The sequence below is a fragment of the Alteribacter keqinensis genome (assembly GCF_003710255.1).
Classification (GTDB): domain Bacteria; phylum Bacillota; class Bacilli; order Bacillales; family Salisediminibacteriaceae; genus Alteribacter; species Alteribacter keqinensis.
Window position 1 is genome coordinate 352848 of the sequence record NZ_RHIB01000003.1, and the last position, 19561, is coordinate 372408.

General features: G+C 43.5%; 26 protein-coding genes. 20 read left to right on the forward strand and 6 right to left on the reverse strand.

What is annotated here, in order from left to right; all coding sequences use genetic code 11:
• Positions 1-23 precede the first annotated feature (23 nt).
• From EBO34_RS16975 to EBO34_RS17010, 7 genes are all read left to right on the forward strand, one after another.
• The gene (locus tag EBO34_RS16975) at positions 24-521 is read left to right on the forward strand and encodes a GNAT family N-acetyltransferase (protein ID WP_122900791.1); all 498 of its coding nucleotides are present in this window, start codon (positions 24-26) and stop codon (positions 519-521) included.
• 54 nt (positions 522-575) lie between these two features.
• Positions 576-818, forward strand: a complete 243-nt coding sequence (locus EBO34_RS16980) for a hypothetical protein (RefSeq protein ID WP_122900793.1) — start codon at positions 576-578, stop codon at positions 816-818.
• A 153-nt stretch (positions 819-971) separates the two neighbouring features.
• Complete coding sequence (locus tag EBO34_RS16985) at positions 972-1238, forward strand: hypothetical protein (protein WP_122900795.1); 267 nt, start codon at positions 972-974, stop codon at positions 1236-1238.
• A 99-nt stretch (positions 1239-1337) separates the two neighbouring features.
• Positions 1338-1613 (forward strand): hypothetical protein, encoded by a 276-nt coding sequence (locus EBO34_RS16990; protein WP_122900797.1) that lies wholly within the window; start codon positions 1338-1340, stop codon positions 1611-1613.
• Between the two features lie 19 nt (positions 1614-1632).
• A complete protein-coding gene (locus EBO34_RS16995; protein WP_122900799.1) occupies positions 1633-1827 on the forward strand; it encodes a hypothetical protein in 195 nt (64 codons plus the stop codon).
• A gap of 286 nt (positions 1828-2113) precedes the next feature.
• Positions 2114-2365, forward strand: a complete 252-nt coding sequence (locus tag EBO34_RS17005; protein ID WP_122900803.1) for a hypothetical protein — start codon at positions 2114-2116, stop codon at positions 2363-2365.
• 110 nt (positions 2366-2475) lie between these two features.
• On the forward strand, positions 2476-3018 hold the full coding sequence (locus tag EBO34_RS17010; RefSeq protein WP_122900804.1) for a GrpB family protein: 543 nt from the start codon (positions 2476-2478) through the stop codon (positions 3016-3018).
• Positions 3019-3111: 93 nt separating this feature from the next.
• Here EBO34_RS17010 and EBO34_RS17015 read toward each other — a convergent pair whose 3' ends face one another.
• On the reverse strand, positions 3112-3756 hold the full coding sequence (locus EBO34_RS17015) for a hypothetical protein (RefSeq protein WP_142996805.1): 645 nt from the start codon (positions 3754-3756) through the stop codon (positions 3112-3114).
• 224 nt (positions 3757-3980) lie between these two features.
• On the opposite strand from EBO34_RS17015, the gene EBO34_RS17020 reads away from it, so the two are divergent.
• Positions 3981-4517 (forward strand): GNAT family N-acetyltransferase, encoded by a 537-nt coding sequence (locus EBO34_RS17020; RefSeq protein WP_122900808.1) that lies wholly within the window; start codon positions 3981-3983, stop codon positions 4515-4517.
• Positions 4518-5008: 491 nt separating this feature from the next.
• Positions 5009-5575 (forward strand): DUF4256 domain-containing protein, encoded by a 567-nt coding sequence (locus EBO34_RS17025; protein ID WP_122900810.1) that lies wholly within the window; start codon positions 5009-5011, stop codon positions 5573-5575.
• A gap of 116 nt (positions 5576-5691) precedes the next feature.
• Here EBO34_RS17025 and EBO34_RS17030 read toward each other — a convergent pair whose 3' ends face one another.
• The gene (locus EBO34_RS17030; protein ID WP_122900812.1) at positions 5692-6312 is read right to left on the reverse strand and encodes a hypothetical protein; all 621 of its coding nucleotides are present in this window, start codon (positions 6310-6312) and stop codon (positions 5692-5694) included.
• Positions 6313-6592: 280 nt separating this feature from the next.
• Here EBO34_RS17030 and EBO34_RS17035 point away from each other — a divergent pair, with 280 nt between their 5' ends.
• From EBO34_RS17035 to EBO34_RS17045, 3 genes are all read left to right on the forward strand, one after another.
• Positions 6593-7138, forward strand: a complete 546-nt coding sequence (locus EBO34_RS17035; RefSeq protein ID WP_122900814.1) for a DUF3231 family protein — start codon at positions 6593-6595, stop codon at positions 7136-7138.
• A 332-nt stretch (positions 7139-7470) separates the two neighbouring features.
• Positions 7471-8472, forward strand: coding sequence for a DUF4003 family protein (locus tag EBO34_RS17040; RefSeq protein ID WP_122900816.1), 1002 nt, complete (start codon positions 7471-7473; stop codon positions 8470-8472).
• A 402-nt stretch (positions 8473-8874) separates the two neighbouring features.
• Positions 8875-10629, forward strand: coding sequence for a M3 family metallopeptidase (locus EBO34_RS17045; protein WP_122900818.1), 1755 nt, complete (start codon positions 8875-8877; stop codon positions 10627-10629).
• 230 nt (positions 10630-10859) lie between these two features.
• Here the strand turns inward: EBO34_RS17045 and EBO34_RS17050 are convergent, their stop codons facing one another.
• A complete protein-coding gene (locus EBO34_RS17050; RefSeq protein ID WP_122900820.1) occupies positions 10860-11735 on the reverse strand; it encodes a helix-turn-helix domain-containing protein in 876 nt (291 codons plus the stop codon).
• 101 nt (positions 11736-11836) lie between these two features.
• Here EBO34_RS17050 and EBO34_RS17055 point away from each other — a divergent pair, with 101 nt between their 5' ends.
• From EBO34_RS17055 to EBO34_RS17070, 4 genes are all read left to right on the forward strand, one after another.
• Complete coding sequence (locus tag EBO34_RS17055) at positions 11837-13135, forward strand: amidohydrolase family protein (protein ID WP_122900822.1); 1299 nt, start codon at positions 11837-11839, stop codon at positions 13133-13135.
• A gap of 260 nt (positions 13136-13395) precedes the next feature.
• Positions 13396-13734, forward strand: a complete 339-nt coding sequence (locus tag EBO34_RS17060; protein WP_122901406.1) for a PadR family transcriptional regulator — start codon at positions 13396-13398, stop codon at positions 13732-13734.
• A gap of 123 nt (positions 13735-13857) precedes the next feature.
• On the forward strand, positions 13858-14211 hold the full coding sequence (locus EBO34_RS17065; protein WP_122900824.1) for a DUF1048 domain-containing protein: 354 nt from the start codon (positions 13858-13860) through the stop codon (positions 14209-14211).
• Positions 14208-14549 (forward strand): DUF1048 domain-containing protein, encoded by a 342-nt coding sequence (locus tag EBO34_RS17070; protein ID WP_122900826.1) that lies wholly within the window; start codon positions 14208-14210, stop codon positions 14547-14549. The genes EBO34_RS17065 and EBO34_RS17070 overlap by 4 nt, the downstream gene beginning before the upstream one ends.
• A gap of 90 nt (positions 14550-14639) precedes the next feature.
• Here EBO34_RS17070 and EBO34_RS17075 read toward each other — a convergent pair whose 3' ends face one another.
• Together EBO34_RS17075 and EBO34_RS17080 are read right to left on the reverse strand one after the other, a co-directional pair.
• Entirely contained in the window at positions 14640-15440 is an 801-nt protein-coding gene (locus EBO34_RS17075; RefSeq protein ID WP_122901409.1) for a nucleotidyltransferase domain-containing protein, read from the reverse strand.
• Entirely contained in the window at positions 15409-16155 is a 747-nt protein-coding gene (locus EBO34_RS17080) for a polysaccharide deacetylase family protein (protein ID WP_122900828.1), read from the reverse strand. Before EBO34_RS17080 ends, EBO34_RS17075 begins: the two co-directional genes overlap by 32 nt.
• Positions 16156-16273: 118 nt before the next feature.
• Between EBO34_RS17080 and EBO34_RS17085 the strand changes: the two genes are divergently transcribed.
• From EBO34_RS17085 to EBO34_RS17095, 3 genes are all read left to right on the forward strand, one after another.
• The gene (locus EBO34_RS17085) at positions 16274-16735 is read left to right on the forward strand and encodes a GNAT family N-acetyltransferase (protein ID WP_122900830.1); all 462 of its coding nucleotides are present in this window, start codon (positions 16274-16276) and stop codon (positions 16733-16735) included.
• Between the two features lie 122 nt (positions 16736-16857).
• Positions 16858-17319 (forward strand): DUF2691 family protein, encoded by a 462-nt coding sequence (locus EBO34_RS17090; RefSeq protein WP_183163929.1) that lies wholly within the window; start codon positions 16858-16860, stop codon positions 17317-17319.
• 32 nt (positions 17320-17351) lie between these two features.
• Positions 17352-17561, forward strand: coding sequence for a hypothetical protein (locus tag EBO34_RS17095; protein ID WP_122900835.1), 210 nt, complete (start codon positions 17352-17354; stop codon positions 17559-17561).
• Between the two features lie 96 nt (positions 17562-17657).
• On the opposite strand, the gene EBO34_RS17100 is transcribed toward EBO34_RS17095, so the two are convergent.
• A complete protein-coding gene (locus tag EBO34_RS17100; RefSeq protein WP_122900837.1) occupies positions 17658-18392 on the reverse strand; it encodes a class I SAM-dependent methyltransferase in 735 nt (244 codons plus the stop codon).
• Positions 18393-18628: 236 nt separating this feature from the next.
• Between EBO34_RS17100 and EBO34_RS17105 the strand changes: the two genes are divergently transcribed.
• On the forward strand, positions 18629-19468 hold the full coding sequence (locus EBO34_RS17105; protein WP_122900839.1) for an AraC family transcriptional regulator: 840 nt from the start codon (positions 18629-18631) through the stop codon (positions 19466-19468).
• Positions 19469-19561 lie beyond the last annotated feature (93 nt).

A 19561-nucleotide genomic window follows, 5' to 3' on the forward strand; every position in this document is an offset into this window, starting at 1 on the left:
AGCAATGAAGGAGGAGGGGCACCATGATTATTCGAATAGCAAAGCAGGATGACGCAGAAAAGCTTATCGATTTGATCCGGCAGGTTGAATCTGAAGCGGATTTTATGCTCATGGAAGCAGGGGAGAGGAACACGACCGCGGAACAGCAGCGAAAGCAGATTGAGCATCTGGAAAGACAGACAAACAGCACGATTTTGGTAGCGGAGGATGCGGGGACGCTGGCAGGCTATCTGTTCGCCATCGGCGGGAGTGCAAAGCGGACGAAGCATGCGGCTTACCTCGTAATCGGGATTTTGAAAGCATACCGCGGACAGGGAGTCGGGACGCGTCTTTTTCAAGAAGTGGAGAAGTGGGCCCGGGACAATAATGTCTCAAGGCTTGAGCTTACGGCGGTTACGGAAAATAAAGCAGGCGTGGCTTTGTATAAAAAGAGCGGGTTTGATGTTGAAGGGATGAAGAGGCAGACTCTTTTGATTAACGGAGAGTATTATGATGAATACGTGATGGGGAAGGTGCTTTGAAAAACTTCTAAATCTAAGAAAATTGTTCTTGTAAAGTGAGTCCAAGAGGGTATGATGCGTAAATCCTTTTCTATTATCGCGATTGGAATCTTCTTTTTAACGATCCTTTTGCTTGTTTTTATTCCAATGACAGGGGGAACCGGTACGGTCCTTTTGATCAGCGGCCTTGCAGTCTCACTTGTTTTTGCACTGATGAGTGAGAGAGGACCGTTAAAGCTTGTGGCTCTAAGCTTTGTGTCAGGGGTCTCCATGATTTATGTTTTGTGGATTCTATCGTTTATCGTCGGGTTGTCATAGATAGAGGGCATTTCTTCAAAGGAAGGAAGTGCTCTCTTTTTTTGCGATGGGACAATGGAATTTCAAACAATAAATATGGATATTTATGTTAAGGTGAGAATAATAGATTATAGAGTAGTGTAAGGAAAAATCAGGCGTAGAACGGGGGAAATTATGAAGAGGTTTTTTCTTTTTGCCGTAATGGTAATGGCTTTGGCTCTCACCGGGTGCGGCGATCAGGAATTAAGTGCAGCGGAGAGTATTGAAAGCAGGATAAATGAAGACCTGGGAATCAGTCCCTACATTCCGGAGCATGACGAGTACCCCCTTGGGACGGCAGTTATAAAGTATGATTTTACGTTGGAAGGCGGGGAAGCGGTGAAGGGCGACCCGGTGAAAATAGAGGTGCCTGGCACCACCCGAATTTTGTCGGATTCATAGGTCTTATTTATGAAACAATTTCAAAGGGAATAGCACTACGGTTTCGACGAAATTCGGGGAGTGACAGGCACCGAAAACAAAACAAAGGAGGAGAGGTCCATGTTCCTGAACTATCTGCCACAGGGGTTCTGGCTGTCCATTGTTGCTTTCGTGACGTTTCAGTGGGTGGCGATTCCGGTCATCGCCCATCTGAGTACGAGCGCCGCCGGAGTGATGATGGGGATTCTGTTCATTATTTCCGTAATTTATCCGCTCTATCTGTTGTTTATGCTTTTGTATCTGAGTCAGGTGAAAAAGCTGAACGGAGAACAGCTCATGATCGCGGCCGTTTTTCTCCTCATCCCACTCTTTGCCTACATACCGCTTGTGGCGTAAACATGAAGGAGGAACGAGGGTGACGTTTTTTATCATTGGATTTGTGCTGTTTCTCTCAGGAATCCGGGTCTCCACCCTCATGACCACGACGTGGGTTGCCGTTGGAACAATGATGGCTGTCGGCGGTGGCTGGATGATGGGGAGTTCATTGCCTCGAAAAGGAAAAAGAAAGGAAAGGGGAGGTTTAGCGTGTTGTCTGTTTACGGAAAAGTGAGTCTTATATCAAGTATTCTCTTTTTTGCTGCCGGGTTAATCGGGCTCATCTTGGAGCTTCGGGCGGGAGACTTTGTTTTTTATTCCTCCTGGGGCGTCTTTTATCTCATTCTTGGACTCACGTTTCTATTATTTACGTTAAGCAATAGAGCTTACATGAAAGAAAGAAGGAACGATAACTGACTTCAGGTGCCGGCCAAAAATCCCCCTGGCACTTGCCCGCTTTATGGAAAAAGGATGTTACCCCCAATAGAAAGAAAATTGTGAATGGGGTAAGGGGAATTGATATGAGGAAGAAGTCATTTTGGGGACCTGTGTTTGCCGGTGTGCTGTTAGGGATTTTTGTCCCGAGAATTCTGGGGCGATTCGGAGTGCCCCATTACGGTGATCTTTTAAACTATTTATTTGGCGAAACTGGTGAGGCGGGCATTTGGAACGGACTTATATTTCCATTGCTGTTTACGTTAATGATTATAGGGCTGATTATTTTGGGTCTGAATAGGTTAAAGAAAAGAAGCGTGAAGGATTCGTCTGAGTAGTAGAAGATACATAACAGACAGGGGATATTCCGAATTCAAGCCCGGCACTGGGTTTTCATATTAACAGAAAGCATGGATAACCTCCGTGCAGATAAATGGGGGCTGATGTGATGGAGAACAAACACGGTAAAAGTGAGTGGCCGGCATGGGCGACTGAAACGGTTGAAATCGCAGAACCGGATGCCCGCTGGCTGAAAAAAGGATCGGAAGAAAAAGAAAGGCTGACGGGTTTGCTTTCGCCCCTTGTTGTTTTGCAGGTGGAGCATATCGGAAGTACCTCGATCCCGGATTTACCTGCAAAGCCGATTATCGATCTGATGGGAAAGGTCCATTCATTTGACGCGATAGAGGACATTTTATCTTTACTTGAACCAGAGAATTGGCATTACGTTCCGCCTCATTTGGACAACCGGCCGTGGCGGCGGTTTTTTGTAAAAGTAAAGAACAATAAGCGTGTGGCTCATCTTCATCTGATTAGAGAAGGTGATCAGAGGTGGACGAATCAAATTCAATTCCGGGACAGGCTGATAGAAGATGGAGAACTTGCGAAGGAATACGGAGAATTAAAAGTAAAGCTTTCGCAGCAGTATGCGGATGATCGGGAAAAGTATACGGATGCGAAGGGAGCGTTTGTTGCGAGAGTTTTGTCTTAGTAGTGCCTGTCACCACCCGGAATATGTAGGAATCGTAGGTCTTTTCCATAACAAAGAGGGCGGCTCATCCTGGGCCGCCCTCTTTGTTTCTATCTATTCATTCTTCAGTTTTACATTCACGTCTTTAGCTTCTTCCGTCTTCACTTTGATGTCGTATGTACCGGGTTCCCCGTGAAACTCGATGTTTCCGCCCCACGAGGAAAGTATGGTTTTCTCCCAGATGATGCGTCCGCCTCTCTCAACATAGAGGGTCATACTTCCTTCGCCCACGGAAGCCTGATAAGGAATGACCACCACCCCCTCGGTGCTTACGTCGAAAACCGCCACCTGATAGTTTCCTTTGAGGCTGCCGACCGAAAGCTGATAACCTTCCGATGTTGCTGTCCTGGTGGCATTGACTGCTACATTGTCAGCAAAAAAGAACGTGGTTGCGGTTATACCGATAATCAAAACTGCAATCACACTGCCGCCGGCAACAAGCATTTTTTTGCTCCATTTTTTCGTTAAGATGGCGCTGTTCAAATAGTAGACAACCCGGAACAGTACAGGGTACAACACCGCAAAGGCAAGGACAGAGATCCAGCTTACCGGCATCGCAACGGCAAAAGGCAGCATAAGCATATAATAGCCAACAAAAAACCACCAGACGATCCCAAGAAACCGGTTCTCCCTGTTTCTCCGGCCGAAAATGAATTCCAAGACCCGCATTCTTCGATTCCCCCAATTATTTACTTCCATAGGAGTATACCACCATTGGGGTGCCTGCCACTCCTCGAACTTTGTCGGATTCGTAGGTCTTTTTTATATAGAAGATTCGATGGAATAGACCCATGCTTTCGTCAAATTTCGGGTGGTGACAGGCACCGCTTTAATGTGGATACGCCGGAATAGATTAGAAAGTCCCGATACAGGGTATGGAAAAAGTAGAGAGATTGAATCAGGACTAAGGGGGCATTCCAACTATGTACAAAAAAAATCTGGAAAAACTCGAACATTTGAAAGCGGCCTTAGAAAACAACCGCTACTACCAACAGCCTGTGATTCACCACACCGCCAAGAAGGAACCGGTACTATTGTCTGTATTCACAAGCAGTCACAGCACCGTTTTTTATCTGTTTACACTAACAGGAAAAGACTACTACCAGCGCCATCAGATGACTGTCCGAATCCGGGGCAACACCCTCTATATCATCAAGATGGAATTCCTGAACGATGACCAGTACAGAAAAGGATACGGTTGTCTTCTTCTGGAAATTGCCGAAGAATATGCCAGGGAGTACGAAATAAAGAAAATCGTCAGTCATTTTTCCTCGGAAGACATTCACAATTACAACCGGAACGTGGCGTTCTATAAGAAAAATGACTTCAGCGTTTACGGACTTGAAGCGGTAAAGAAAATAAAGATACATAAGGGAAACGGCAGTGCTGAGGTGAAAAATCCAGCGTCTGTCTCCATGATGGAAGAAAGCAAGGAAATAAAAGAGGTACCAGCAGACTGAAAGGGCTCCCGCCAAACGGAAACGCATTGATTAGAGATCACATGCGTTTTTTTGCTGTTATGGATAAATATGTTAATGTGAATATAAAACAGATTATGATTGAGGTGGCAGTATGGGGAGCATAACGGATTACCTGTTTATCATATTTATGTATATTTTCGTTATAGGGCTTCTTATGAAACCGCAGCCTACATAGGTGAACGTATTGGTTTCTATCGGATGATTCAAGTTTTCGTCAGGTTATTCATAAAGAATCAGTGAGATCTTCTCAGGCGCCCTGACAGGCGTAAACAAGTCATTCACAAAAAAGCACATGGGATTTCACACAGAAAATTCCATGTGCTTGTTAGGTTTCTACACCTTACCGAGGTTCATATTTCCACTTAAGGAGAAACGAGAGCGTTAAAATAGTTATGCTAAAATAAATGGGGAAGCAACAGAATGTGATGCAAACGTTAAGTAAAGTTAAAACAACTCAGGAGGAAACGAATATGCCAAAGGTAAATACGGATCTGTCAGTGGAACAACGTGAAGAATTACTCAGAGAATTGAAAACCCGTTTTGAGAAAAACGGGAATCGCCATGAAGGGATTGAGTGGGCTCAAGTCCAGGCAAAGCTGGAAGCGGATCCGGAAAAACTGTGGTCCCTGAGTGAAATGGAAAGAACCGGCGGCGAACCGGATGTGGTTGGTCATGATAAAGAGACGGACGAGTACATTTTTTATGACTGTTCAAAGGAAAGTCCCAAAGGCCGCAGAAGTGTCTGTTACGACCGTGAAGCGCTGGAGTCAAGGAAAAAACATAAACCGGAAAACAGCGTGATGGATATGGCGGCTGCCATGGGCATTGACCTTTTAACGGAAGAAGAATACCGGGAGCTCCAGAAACTTGGGGATTTTGATACGAAAACATCGAGCTGGGTTAAAACACCTGCTGATATCAGAAAACGTGGCGGGGCTCTCTTTTGTGACCGTCGCTACAACACTGTGTTTGTGTACCACAACGGCGCAGATTCCTACTATGCAGCCAGGGGTTTCCGTGGCTCGCTGAGGGTTTAAGCGGTGCCTGTCACCACCCGGGTTCTGTCGAAACGATGGGTCATTTTTGCCTCTTTATTGTTGCAGGAAACAGCCCTGCTGATTAGACAAAAACCGGGGAGTGACAGGCACCCCCTTTATCGAAACTCACTCGTCAGCACATACACAATGTCATAGTCTCCAAAAACATCTTCATAAGCCTCAGGATCGTCATAAAAACTGGCAGGCAGGGAACTCATCGCGTCCTCAGAAGAATACGCGATCGTTGCCAGAACCATGTCACCTTTGATGGGAACTTCCGGCTCCAGGTGGGTTTCCGAGATTTTCGCCATACCCTCTGATCCGTCCCGCAAGATCGTTTCCACGGTCTGGTGTGTTCCAATTGAATCACCGCTGGACACGCTCGTCGTGAACAAGGCATCCTCCTGGTTGATCAGACGCGAGGCCGTAAACACAATCGATCCCTCTCCATCCACCAGAGCTGAAAGTGCGCTCACATGATGATCCACCAGAGCGCCGAACTCATACTTCACCATCCGGACCGTCACCTCACTGTATGTCTCGTCCACATCAAAATCAAACACAAAGGCATCCTCCGACCCGGACAGAATCGCCTCTTCCCGGTCTGTTAGTGATGCTTCCGTTAACTTCGCTTCTGTTAGCGCTCCTTCTGGCGCAGTGTTTCCCCCGGAATCAACCGAGCAGGCCCCAAGCACAGTCGCACCAATTATACCCACAATAACCATATATTTTTTCATCGACCTCACCTTTCCAAAAAGAAACCTACAGTCAGATTAACATAAATTCCCATGGACGGGCCAGGTGGTGCCTGTCACCACCCGGATTCTGTCGAAACGATGGGTCATTTTTGCCTCTTTATTGTTGCAGAAAACAGCCCTGCTGATTAGACAAAAACCGGGGAGTGACAGGCACCCAACAAAAAAACAGGTATAATTCTTCCTTTTTGTTTCAAAATAACAATGGTCATCAACAGTCAATAAAGGAGACCAACATATGAAGAATCTAAGGAGGATGTTTATGGGCATTATGTCTGGAAACCCAAAAGAACAACCGATGCATTATGGTGAAGTATTCAGTACGTGGAGCTATCTGGCAGGAATCAAAGCCATGGTTGCCGCCTATCAGACGCAGGAAAACCACTGCGGAGACGAAGACCTCAAAAAAATGATCAAAGCACTAATTGAACAAGGAAAACAGGAGGAAGAAGAAGTCGTGACTCTTTTGAAAGAAAACGGCATCGCCCTTCCACCGAGCCCACCGGAGCGGTCAAAAGCATCGCTGGAAGACATCCCGGTAGGGGCAAGAATCAATGATGCGGAAATCGCACTCTCGATTTCCAAAGATATCGCAGCCGGACTTGTGGCATGCAGCCAGGCGATGGGCCAGTGCACGAGAGAAGATATCGCTATGATGTTTGGCCAGTTCCACACCGTTAAAGCTCAAAACGGAGCAAAAATGCTCAAAATGAACAAAGAAAAAGGCTGGCTCGTACCGCCGCCACTGCACGCGCAAAAACATTTAGAAGCGGTGCCTGTCACCACTAAAACGGTATCAAAAATATAGGCCGGTTCCAGCTTCCTTAAGAGCAGGAAAAAGACCTGTCGATTCACATAAAGCGGCGAGAGACAGGCACTGACCTTGACAGGAACCGATTAAAAGACCTTGGTATGCACACGCAACCAAGGTCTTTTTGGCTAGCGGTGCCTGTCCGAACGGTGTCGAAATCATAGGCCGATTCCACCTTCCTTAAGTCCAGGGAATAGACCTACGCATTCGACAAAAACCGGGGAGTGACAGGCACCGAAAAACAAAAAGACAGGCGCCACAAAAACGGGAACCAAACCTTTCCTGCTTTCGTACATAAACCAACGAACCTTTTAAAGGAGTGGGTGTACATGCAGGAACGTGCTATGAACGTGACCGATAAGATTGACCTTCTGGAGCGGAACGAACAGCCCGTAAAGAAAGCAAGTGCCTGGACGGGACTGGATACGAAAACGCGGCTCCTCATTGCCGCGATGTTTGCCAACAAGGAACAGGAAGTGGATCCGGACGCATTTAAAGATCTGGCCGACTGGATCAAAGAGCAGACCTCAGCATGGTCATATTTACGAACCAACATTCGGTTCTCCGTCGCTGCCAATCTTATGCTCTATACTGCTGACCCGAAGAAAGCCTTTGACAGCATGATGCAGATGTATGACCAGCTGATCGACTCGGGGTTCCGGCGCCATAATGTGACGTATCTGGCTGCTCTTGCGGTGACGACGCAGGAACCTGAGCTTAGTAACGAGGAACGGGTCCGCCTTGCAGATCGTGCCATCGCTCTTTATAAAGCGATCCGAAATGACCGGATGTTCAGCACAAATGAATACGATTATCCTCTTGTTGTTCTTCTCGCTGCCGGAAGGGAAGAACCGGTGGAGGCCATTGCCCGGGAAGTGAACGACACGTACGAGCGGTTAAGAAAAGGGCATTGGAAACGAGGCAACGACTTACAGGGCCTTACCCATATTCTCGCCCTTGACACGGAAAAGTCCGTGGACGAACACGTGCAACGAGCAAACGACCTGTTTGAAGCGTGGGAGCGGGAGCTGAGACGGGTAAAGCCTGCTTTTTACAGTGAAATCGGTGTCCTCACCGTCCGGAGTGCCATCACCCAGGACATTACGATCGTCAGAGACCTGGAAGAGCGGATCAACACCTTACCTGCCTTTCGCTGGAACAAGGAACTCGGTACGATGATCGCCGCCCAGTTTACTGCCAGCAGTGACCTGGAAGAATCCCCGGTCTCAGAGCATATGATGACCACCCTCGCGATCCTCCAGCAGGCTGAAATGGCTATGATGATGGCTACAGTCGGCGCCGTGACCGTGGCAACGACGAGCGGGAACTAAAGTGTTGGCGTCAGCCAGAATCAAATCATCAGGAAAAACGCAGTGATTTTCACACAGAAATTCAGCTGCGGAGAAGAAGTGATTAATAGGGACGGTTCTCACGTAACATTTCAGACTGAAAGGCCCTTTTGTTACGTGAGAACCGTCCACGCTTTTCAATACTAAAAGAGCTCGTTCTTTGTTAAAGAGACGAACCATTCATCAGATACTGAAAAACGCACCTTTTTCGCTTCATAAAGAAAGTGAACGTCCCACATTTCCATAACGACAAAGGGAAGGAGAATGTGCAGTAATGTGCTTAAGCTAACGGGGAGGTTCATTAAATAACACTTCTTGGTTTTAGTAGTATAACTAGGATTTAGGACTTAATGTTAGGCTTCAATTTAGAAGGAGGGAAAGGATATGGAATCATTCATTACTCCAACTCGATGGAATTTAAATAACCTTCTTCAGTGTGATTCAGACTTGGAAGAATTTAAGAATTATATTAGTTGTATTAAAGCAAATTTGTTAGAAATTGAGGAATGTGAGAAGTTAAATCCACTGAATGAAAGTGAATTAAATGCAATTTCACAAATAATTAAACATGTTGAATCAGCAGAATCTTTCTACTATTGTTTAACAACAGAAAACGTAGAGCCTTCTCTATTAACATCATTGAATACAAGTATTTCGATGTTAAAATCGCAAGCACGTTTTATTGTGTCGGATTTGCAAGAAAGAATCGGTAATATGAGTGAAAAACAATTTTCAGTTTGGTCTAACAGTATTAACCAAAAAGTTTTTATAGAGGAATTATTAATGGATACACAAAGAACAAGTAAAGAAGAAAAGATTATTTCAAATTTTGCTAGAGAAACATTAAGTAATATGGAAGAAATCTATGTGCAAGCTCGAAACAATTTGAAAGTAAAAGGCAACATTGATAAAGATGAAAACGAAATATCTGTTGCTGAAGCTAGTAGTTTGGCTCTTTCTCATCCAGAACAATCTAATAGACGTTTTGCATTCAGGGAACTTAACCAAACACTTAAAACGCAAGCAGAGGTTTTTGCATCCGTTTACAATTCAATGGTGGGGTTGAGACTTAAAGAGAATATGGTGAAAAATACAGATTACCTTGACGAGTCTTTAAGGTTGAATGGTATATCTAAACGAGCACTTAGTACAATGTGGGATACAGTGGATACCAATATACATTCTCTTTCGAGATATTTAAAAATAAAAGCAGGGGAAGTAGGGAAAGAAAGAATTTCTTGGCATGAATTGATGACTTCATCTCAGGAGGTGTCTAACGAAATTACTTACTCACAAGCGAGTAAGGGAATTATTGATTCCCTTGTTGATATTGACATCAATATGAGTGAATTTGTAAAAGGAGCAATAGCAAAGGGATGGGTTGATTCAGAACAACGTAAAACAAAACCACCAGGAGGCTTTTGTGCTCCATTTATTCCAGAAGGTGAATCACGAATATCATTGAATTATGATAATAGTATAGACAGTGCTAGAAGACTTGCGCACGAATTAGGTCATGCTTGGCATTTTAAACAAATGAAAAACGTTCCATCTCTATTTTTTTCAGATGATACATTCGAAATGACAATGGCTGAAACTTCCTCAATTTTCTTTGAAACAGCATATATTGATTATGTAATTCAAAATACTGATGATGTTTCAGTCAAAAAAGCTATACTTGGTGCTAAGATTGAGCGGAGTTTAAATTATTTAATGTCAATTAGAGGAGCCTTCTTATTTGAAGATAAGTTTTATGGTCATAGAAAAAAAGGACCATTAGATGCTAATCAGGTAGAAGAACTTTCGTTGCAATGTCAAGAAAAAGCATATGGATATAGTTTAAGTGAATATGAACCTTTTGTATGGATTAAATATGTACAGTTCTACCAAGCGAATATCCCTTTTTATAATTACCCCTACTCTTTTGGCTTCTTGTTGAGTATTGGACTGTTAAACCTTGCTAAAAAGGATAAACAATTTGACCGAAAATTCCAATGGTTTCTAAGTGAGACTGGATTTATGCCACTTGAACAACTTATTCAGAAACACTTCAATATAGAAATTTCAAAACCAGATTTTTGGCAACAGTCAATCCAGAGTGTAATTAAAGATATAGAGGAGTATAACAAGACTTTGTGAAGAGACGTACTTAAACAAACGGGGAGCGTTAGTAACACAATCTTTAATTTCAAAGAAACCCAAATATGCATTACTTAATGCATATTTGGGCTTTTTTTATTCGAAATGTATTTTTCATTGATAAAGAAATCGCAAAGCGCAAAGGTGGTGATACCTTTTACCATATTCCTCGTTATCAGATTTAATGTTTCCTCAGTAATCAGCTTTAACAAGCAGCCGCTCCTTATCATTCATGCATCTTTCGATCCTCCCGCTGTAATTAATTTCAGAAACCGTTCAAAATCGGCCGCATTCTTTTCACAGCCAAGTTCTCTTAATAGAGATATCATGCGGTTAACGTGTTCTGTGCCTTTTTTCACCTGTCCCTTCTTAATCATATAAATGCCTTTGACGTATCTCACGTGTATTCTTAGGTGAGTTTCGTGTTCTTCCAGCTTAAGACTCTCAATATATGAAAAGAACTTCAGGATATCCTCATTGTATTTGGTGACCATTTCATCACCTTTATTTACAGGCCCCATTAAATAAATGATTGTACTTAAGAAGATACTTGCCATCACGTTTTTATAATCTTTAAATGAGTGGTATCGCTTCCCTTTTTTAAAAGCGGTGTGGGATAAATTCAATACCATGTCAGGGTTCATTAATAACATGGTTGATTTATACAGCTTCAATTCATAGTAACCCCACACTTCTACTGAGAAAAGGTAATCAAATAATGAGTCAGGATTAAGTTGCAGGTCATCACTGCTTTCGTTTTTTAATATATTCCCGTAGAGTTCAAGTAAGATCAGGTGATTTTGATTTTCTTCAACTTCCGCCAATTGTTCCAACTTTCCAATGTTCTGTTCCATATAAGCTTGATTAACACGGTGAAAAAATGAATCGATTGTCCGGTTCGAATAATCATGATGAATATAAAGAAACTCATCATAAGAAACATGCAATCGTGAAAGCAGCTGATCTATTAATGTTAGTGAGATATCTGATTCGCCTCTTTCAAATTTAGATAAAAAAGAAACAGAGAGAGAGTCTCCGGCCAGTTCTTTCATTGATAACCCCTTTTGTTTTCTGATTTTCCTTAACGTCTGTCCGTAACGTTCCATACGCTTCCCCTTTCAAAAAATTCCACTATATGAAAATGATATCCAGTTAAAAAACATTGTACCTTATGATGGAACTAACACAAGCTTAAGGGGGATTTATAGTGGGTTATTTATTAAAAAACGTATCGATTATAGATGTGGAATCAGAGAAAGTCATCCACGGATCAATTGAAATTCAAGGTGAGAGAATAACACAGATATTCCATGGTGAAGTGAGCCGGAAATACGAAGAAACGTATGATATGCAAGGCAAATTTGCGATTCCCGGCTTAATGGATATGCACTGTCATATAAAAGAAGGTTTTGCTCCGCACTTCGTCGCTTCTGGTGTAACAGCAGTCAGAAATACAGCTGGAAATGTTATTGAACTGGATGATTTAATCCATGCTGAAAACGATGCACCAACTCCATGTGTCTATTCGGCAGATCGTATGATTGATGGAGCACCCGGACTTTGGGGGCCGACAGGTATTGCAAATTTCGTAACAGAAGACCCTGAAGAAGGTAGAGAAGAAGTGAGAAGGCAGGTTCGTGAAGGGGCACAATTTATCAAGGTTTATGGATTGTTATCAAAGCCGGTGATGAAAGCTGTGGTTGAGGAGGCTAATAAGTATAATTTAGAAGTAAGCTGTGATCTTATTCACTCAACAATCAGCGCCTTGGAAGCGGCTGAACTGGGGGTAACATGGTTTGAACATGCTTCAGGGATTGTGCAGGCAATGTATCCAGGCTGGCACATGCAGGCAGAAGGATTTGATATTGACTGGGAGAATATAAACCAAGATAAGATTGATGACGTTTGCGAAAAGTTACTGGCCTATAATGTGAAGCTCTGCCCAACCTTAACGGTGTTTGATCAAATTCAACTTTTGCCGGATTCGTGGGATCCTGAAAATGAGATCACTCAAACGTGCGGGTTAACGGAGCATTGGAAAGAGTTAGCCAGACATGAAAAAATGTATAAAGAACATATGGGGTTTTTAACCAATTCGATTAAGCGGATAGCAAGAACCTATCATGATCTTGGTGGCACCGTTGTAGCAGGAACAGACTCCCCGGCAGGTGTGTGGACATTCCCCGGGATGGGTCTGCACCGGGAGCTGGAGCTGTTTGTGGAAATGGGATTAACGGAGATGGAAGCCCTTCAAGCTGCAACGAATAAAGCAGCCCGGTCGATTTCTTTAGAGCAGGTCGGGGTGATAAAGGAGAATTATCTAGCTGACCTTGTTATCCTGGAGAAGAACCCACTGGATAATATTGAAAATACAAAGGAGATTTTCAAAATTATCAAGGGTGGAAAGATATATGATCAAAAGGCCATTTTAGAAGCAGTTCCCAGTAAGGAGTACTTAGAGAAGAAATCCAAGGAGTTTGAAAAGAAATTTACTGTAGTCTCATAAAGAGTGGTGACTGTTGCGACAACAAGCGGGAACTAAAGTATAGGTGTCAGCCAGAATCAAATCATCAGGAAAAACGCAGTGATTCAGCTGCGTTTTTTTGTGGAGGGAAATAAAAATCTTCTCCTTATTTAACTTTGGATAAAATAATGAATCAACGGATATTTATATTGACAATCTTCACTACTTTGTAATACTATATACTGGTAGTAAGTGATACTGAATACTGGGGAAATCTAATGACTTACAAATGGGTGATATTTTTGGAAAATAACACGGAAATGCTAAAAGGAGTACTTGAGGGCTGTGTGCTTGAGATCATCAGCCGCGGTGAAACTTACGGCTATGAAATTACACAGCAACTGCGGGAACTTGGTTTTATTGATGTGGTTGAAGGCACGGTTTATACGATTACCTTGCGGCTTGAGAAAAACAATCTGGTGGACATCGAGAAAAAGAGGTCCACGGTAGGCCCGCCGAGGAAATTTTACACACTCAACGAAGCAGGTCAAAAGCATCTTGAAATGTTTTGGAGAAAGTGGGATTTCATCTCAGGCAAAATGAACGAACTTAAAAAGAAATCAAAAGGTGACATAGCCTGAATGACCTTTTGATTAAGGTGCAGCCGATGGCAAGTTCAATGAAGAGTGGATACAAAAACGTGGTGGATAAGAAATTAAACGTGATTAAATACCAGCTTTGAATCTTAAAGGAGGAGATTTACAATGACCTTTTTAGAAAGAGTAACCGGCAGCGATATGACAAAAGCAATGAAGGAATTTGAAGCACGAGCACAAGCCCTGCCGCCTGAATATCAAGCTGCTTGGGAAGACATTACAAGTAACCTTTGGATTGATGCGAATTTCACCGGGCGTAGTCTTATGCCGATTTTTGAAAGTGCGCTTGAACTGCTTGAAGTTACATCGGCAGACGGCCATAGCGTTGAAGAAGTGTTGGGAGATGATATCGAAGGTTTCTGCAAATCCCTTGTTGGTGAAGAAGGTGCAAAAACATACAGAGATAAATGGCGTGAACAGCTCAACAGGAACGTAGCAAAAAAATTAGGAGGGCTGATATGAATATTAAAAAAATGATTGAAGGTAAAAAAGAATGGAGAGCCCATGTTTCCCGTGTCAAAGCACTGCCCCAGGATTACCAGATTGTCTATAAAGAGATTCAAAAATACCTCTTCAAAGTTGGTCCTGTTGAGCTGAACGAAGGTACCGGACTGCTCTCGGACATCCTCAGCTTCTTTGAAGAAGGGGCAGCGGCTGGGAAAGGTGTGCTTGAAGTCACAGGAACAGACGTTGCAGCTTTCTGTGATGGGCTGATTGAGGATTCGAAAACCTATGCTGATCTCTATCAGGAATCGGTCAGTCAAACAGTCGATAAGTCTGTGAAAAAACGGAGTACTTGAGGGTAAAGTGCTTTCGAACATTTATTGGCAGTAACTGAAAAAAGAGGCCATGTTTTTTTAATCATAGGCTCCCAATTCGTTCTCCTCACTTCAGGAAGAAACGTACACTTCACGCATAAAGTTGTCACTTGCCCATTTCCCCTCTTTTTTAATGAGCTTAAGTGTAGCATCCCGGTCCGTGGGTGGTTCCTCGAGCCATTTGTGCAGGGTACGAACAACCGGTTTTTTATCCGGGAAGTGGGTGATCACAATGTCGGCTTGCTCGTGAAGACGTGTAGTCCAGATCCGGGAACGTGTCATCACCATAGAATAATAGGTTCGAATGAGTTTGCGGGCAACATTCTGTGATAATCTTTTAAACTCCTCCTCAGAAGCGGCAACCAGTTTTTTCAGTGTCCGGGTAAGGACGTCGCCGATATCTCCGTTAAAGCTTATGGCAATCTCCGGTGAGAGTCTGTACGGACCAAACCGATCTCCCAGGTCTTCGCCATGGACACAAACGGAGATCTCCTTTAAGAAAGCCTGTTCATAATAGTTCGCCGGATCCATGGCATAGTCGTAAAAGGCTGAAGCGATGCCGACATCACGAACGAGAGAGTGGTATTTTTGGGACAGGTCTTTGGACAGTTTCGTTAAGTCAGTCTGATTGCCGGGGCTCAATTTGCCACCTTTAAAAAGAGCGATTAGATCCAAATCTGATTTTTGGACTGTGGCTTCACCTCTGGCTACACTGCCGTAAACATACACGCTGTGCAGCTGGTTCAGCTGTACAAGCTCCGCGACTGACTCTTTTATACAAGGCCAATAGACGTGATCAATCTTGTTTTTACTAACGTCGCTTACAATAAATCCATTTCGGTCAAGGCCATATCCTGCTCGCAGATGGCTCATTTTTCTCTCCATCCTTTCTGTACTCCAAAAGTTCCGATACGGTGACAAATGTATATCCTCCTTCTTTCAGTGACGTAATGATTCCTCCCACTGAATCCAGTGATTCTCTTCTGCTTTCATGCATCACGTGCAGCAAAATGATGGAGCCGGGCTTGATGTTTTCGGTAACATGAAGAACGATATCCTCCGAGCCTGACACAAAGGATTCGGGTTCGATGTTCCACAGAATGGTGTCTCTTTCGTTGCTGGATAAATAATGGGGAAGCACGACCAGTCTTTTTCCATAAGGCGGGCGGAAGGTGATCTCTCCTTCATATCCGATCTGCCGGATTAACGCATCTGTTTTCTCGATTTCACCCTTAATAAAGGAGGGTGATTTTAACACCATCCGCGGATGGGAATAGGAGTGATTTCCAATTTCGTGGCCTTCCTGTACAATGGAAACACCATCATCAAATGCGTTTTCAATCTCAGAACCTGTTAAATAGAACGTCCCTTTAACATCATGTTTTCCAAGAATGTCCAGAATGTCATCCGTGTTTATCCCCGGCCCGTCATCAAAGGTCAGTGCGACAGTTTTTTCGTCTGTCTCCACACTCGTCACAAGCCCGCCAAAAAACTGAAACGACCGTGACTTTGACAATTCATTTATCAAATAAAGTGCAGCGATTACCGCCAGGATTGCAATACCGGTAACTTTGATTTTCTTTTTCATTTTTGTCCCCCGGGTAAATGGTCTTTTTACAAGGATACTATTTTTTCAACCGAGCTTTCAGTTTTTTTCCCAGCTGGAAAAGGTGGTATTTCAAACCTTAATTTAGGAGGAATCACATATGGAAAAAGACATTCGATTCAGACTTGCAGAAGAAAAAGATCTGGATAAAATTGTAGAAATGCTTGCTGATGATGTATTAGGCAGCAGGAGGGAGAGATATGAGCAGCCACTCCCGGTCAGTTACTTAAAAGCGTTTCGAGCGATTACATCAGACGCGAACAATGAATTAGTCGTAGCATACCAAGGGGATGAAATAATTGGCGTTCAGCAAATCACCTTCACTCCTTATCTCACACATCAGGGCGGCTGGAGAGCGACAATTGAAGGTGTAAGAACCGCCTCTTCTTCCCGCAGTAAGGGCGTAGGGACGGAACTGATAAAATGGGCAATCAAGCGTGCAGAGAAACTGGGCTGTCACTTAGTTCAGCTTACAACAGATAAAGAGCGGCCCGATGCGCTGAGGTTTTATGAAAAGCTGGGCTTTAAAGCAACCCATGAAGGGTTAAAGCTAAAACTTTGAAATGGATGAAAACGTGACTGGCAGGTACGTTTCCGCATGAAAAATAAGACTTCAGAATAAGTACAATTACTGCTCGTAATCAGCATACGGGGAGGTAAATAAAAGAGAAACGGGGATCACAAGTGAGAGGCATATCGTTTGAAATTCCAAATGCTTACGGGAGATATTTATTTGAGATTATGGATGTCATCCCTCTAAAAGGACTTACTTGGAAAATTGGTGATGGAGAATCGTACGTTATTGAAAGCGATACATTAGGAGTTCCCCTGTTTCCCTCCGCCTGCATAGTAGAAGAGGACGTGCTGCTTAAGGAAATTTCAAAAGAAGATTATTATCTTATCTTTGTTGATTTAAAGGGATTTCCAAAAAAATCAGATGTGAGAGAGATTGCAACATATCAGGAATTTGTCGAGAGTGAGTGTCAATTTGTACTCCTAATAACCGATTCCTCATATGTAACGATTTATTCAAAAGACCCACTCACGATTAAGCAGAACTTTTCCAAGGCAACTACTGCTGGTTATAAAAATATAGCGTATATAACAGAGGAAGATGATGAAAGAACAACGCTGCTCGCTTTTTAATATAATTTCTGCGAGGTCAGGGGGGGAGAGACATGTCTGACCAGGAAGGTGAAAAGAAGCCTAAACTGGAAACTTATATGGTATACGGAATGATCTTTGGTTTATTAACGGGCTCGGTATTAAGTTCAATTGGAATGACGGGAGAAATTGGATTTATTCAAATTGCCGGTCCTGGATTTGGATTGCTAGGAGGCATGCTCACAGGTATGCTGGTGTATTTATTGAAAGGAAAAAAGGGTTGATGAAGCATCGTATTTAAGGATTTCCTTTCATCCTGATTCTTTTTGTTACGGAAAATAAAGCAGGACCGCTTTCCAGAGAAAGCAGCCCTGCTTTGTTTAATCCGGATTACGTGCGATAAAGACGAATTCCAAACCGGGACGGTCCGGTGCATCCCGAACATCCTCCACAACCAGGTTTGCCTCGGACAAAGAATCCATAATCTCTGTCTTTGTGCGAAACCTCAATGTCGATTCTGAAGTGAGTACCGCATCATCGTTGTGAAACACAAAGGTATGGCGAAAGGTAACGAGAGGGAATTGGACATCGAGAAGGTCAATCCACGTCTCAATTTTCCCCTTTTCGGGTACTTCGATCACGTCGTAGGAATACTCCCGATGCCATTTCTTCCACGCTTCTTTTTCAGGGTTGCGGACTTCGAAAACGAGCCGGCCTCCCGGAACCAGGTGACTGCGGCACTTTCTGAGGGTGGAAAGCCACTCCTCTTCAGTCAGGAAGACTTGGGCGGCATTTCCTGTTACCGTAATGAGATCCGCTTTCACATCATCAGGGAGTCTGGCGATGGTTCCGTTAACCCACTTCACCTTGTCTGCGTAAGCTTTTCGTTTCGCTACATGAAGAGAAGCAGCTGCAGGATCGACGCCAATGACTTCCTTCCCACGTGCGGCCAGTTTGCACGCAAGGTTGCCGGTACCACAACCAAGGTCAATGACGGTCCGGGCATTTAAGTCTTCTGCCAGTTTGATATACGGGTCAAGATCCGGACGTTCGGCCGAATCAAAAAAATCATAAACATCGGCGAGTCTTTGGTCTTCAAAGAGTTTGTCAGCCAAGATTATCTTGCCTCCTTCATTTCTGTTTATCACATCGCTTCATCTCTAATTCAGCTACGTTATTCAAAAACATCATAGTTTTCATAATAATCACCTCATTTGTCAATTACAGTATAAAGTAAGTAAAGTAGCTGGTAAAGTTATAAGCCGGTACACTTTCCGACTGAACGGAGCACAAAAAGTCGGGTAGGATGCCGCTTCATCCTTTATTATTTGAATGGAAGGGAGGCAGGCTCATGGATATGTTAAAGGGAATGAACGACGCATTGAGTTACATCGAAGAGAATCTGGGAGAACACATTGATTTAAAAGAAGTGGCAAAGATTGCACTGTGCTCAGAATATCATTTTAAACGTCTTTTTTCGCTTTTGTCCGGTATTACGATAACAGAGTATATTCGCAGAAGGCGTTTGACATTGGCAGCATTGGATCTGAAGGATTCACATGTAAAAGTGATTGATGTGGCACTTAAATATGGGTATCAGTCTCCGGATGCTTTTACACGTGTCTTTCAAAACTATCATGGCGTTACTCCTTCCGCAGCCCGGAATACAGAGCAAAATCTAAAGGCATATCCAAGAATGACCTTTCAATTAACGATTACAGGGGGAACGGAAATGAAGTACCGTATTGTTGAAAAAGAAGCGTTTAAAGTGGCGGGGATAAAATATGAAGTAGACATGGTCAATGGTCTGCTCACACCTGATTACGAACACATGATGTCTTCTATTAGTGATGAAAAGATGAAAGAATTGGAGTCCAGCTCAACCAGCGAGCCCCGGGGTGTCATTCATGTGACGGCCAATTATTCAGAAAGCGCGGAAGGAAAGACAGCCTTTGATCAATATATCGGGGCAGCTGTGACTCAAGCGCCGTCAGGTAACGATTCAGTATTAGACGTACCTGCTTTGACGTGGGCCGTTTTTGAAGCAGAAGGAGCCTGGGAGGAAGTTGAAGACCACTGGCAGCGGATTTATTCTGAATGGCTGCCTTCATCATCCTGCGAATTGGCACAAGGTCCGGAAATACTGGCAAGCAAGAAAAGTGAAATCTGGATCCCGATTAAGGAGAAATAACAAAAAATCATAACATCCGATGACATTCCTGATGACTTTACGAGCGGAGTCTGTGAGGTTCGAAGAAATAGCAAAGAGGCTCAAGCGTATCCT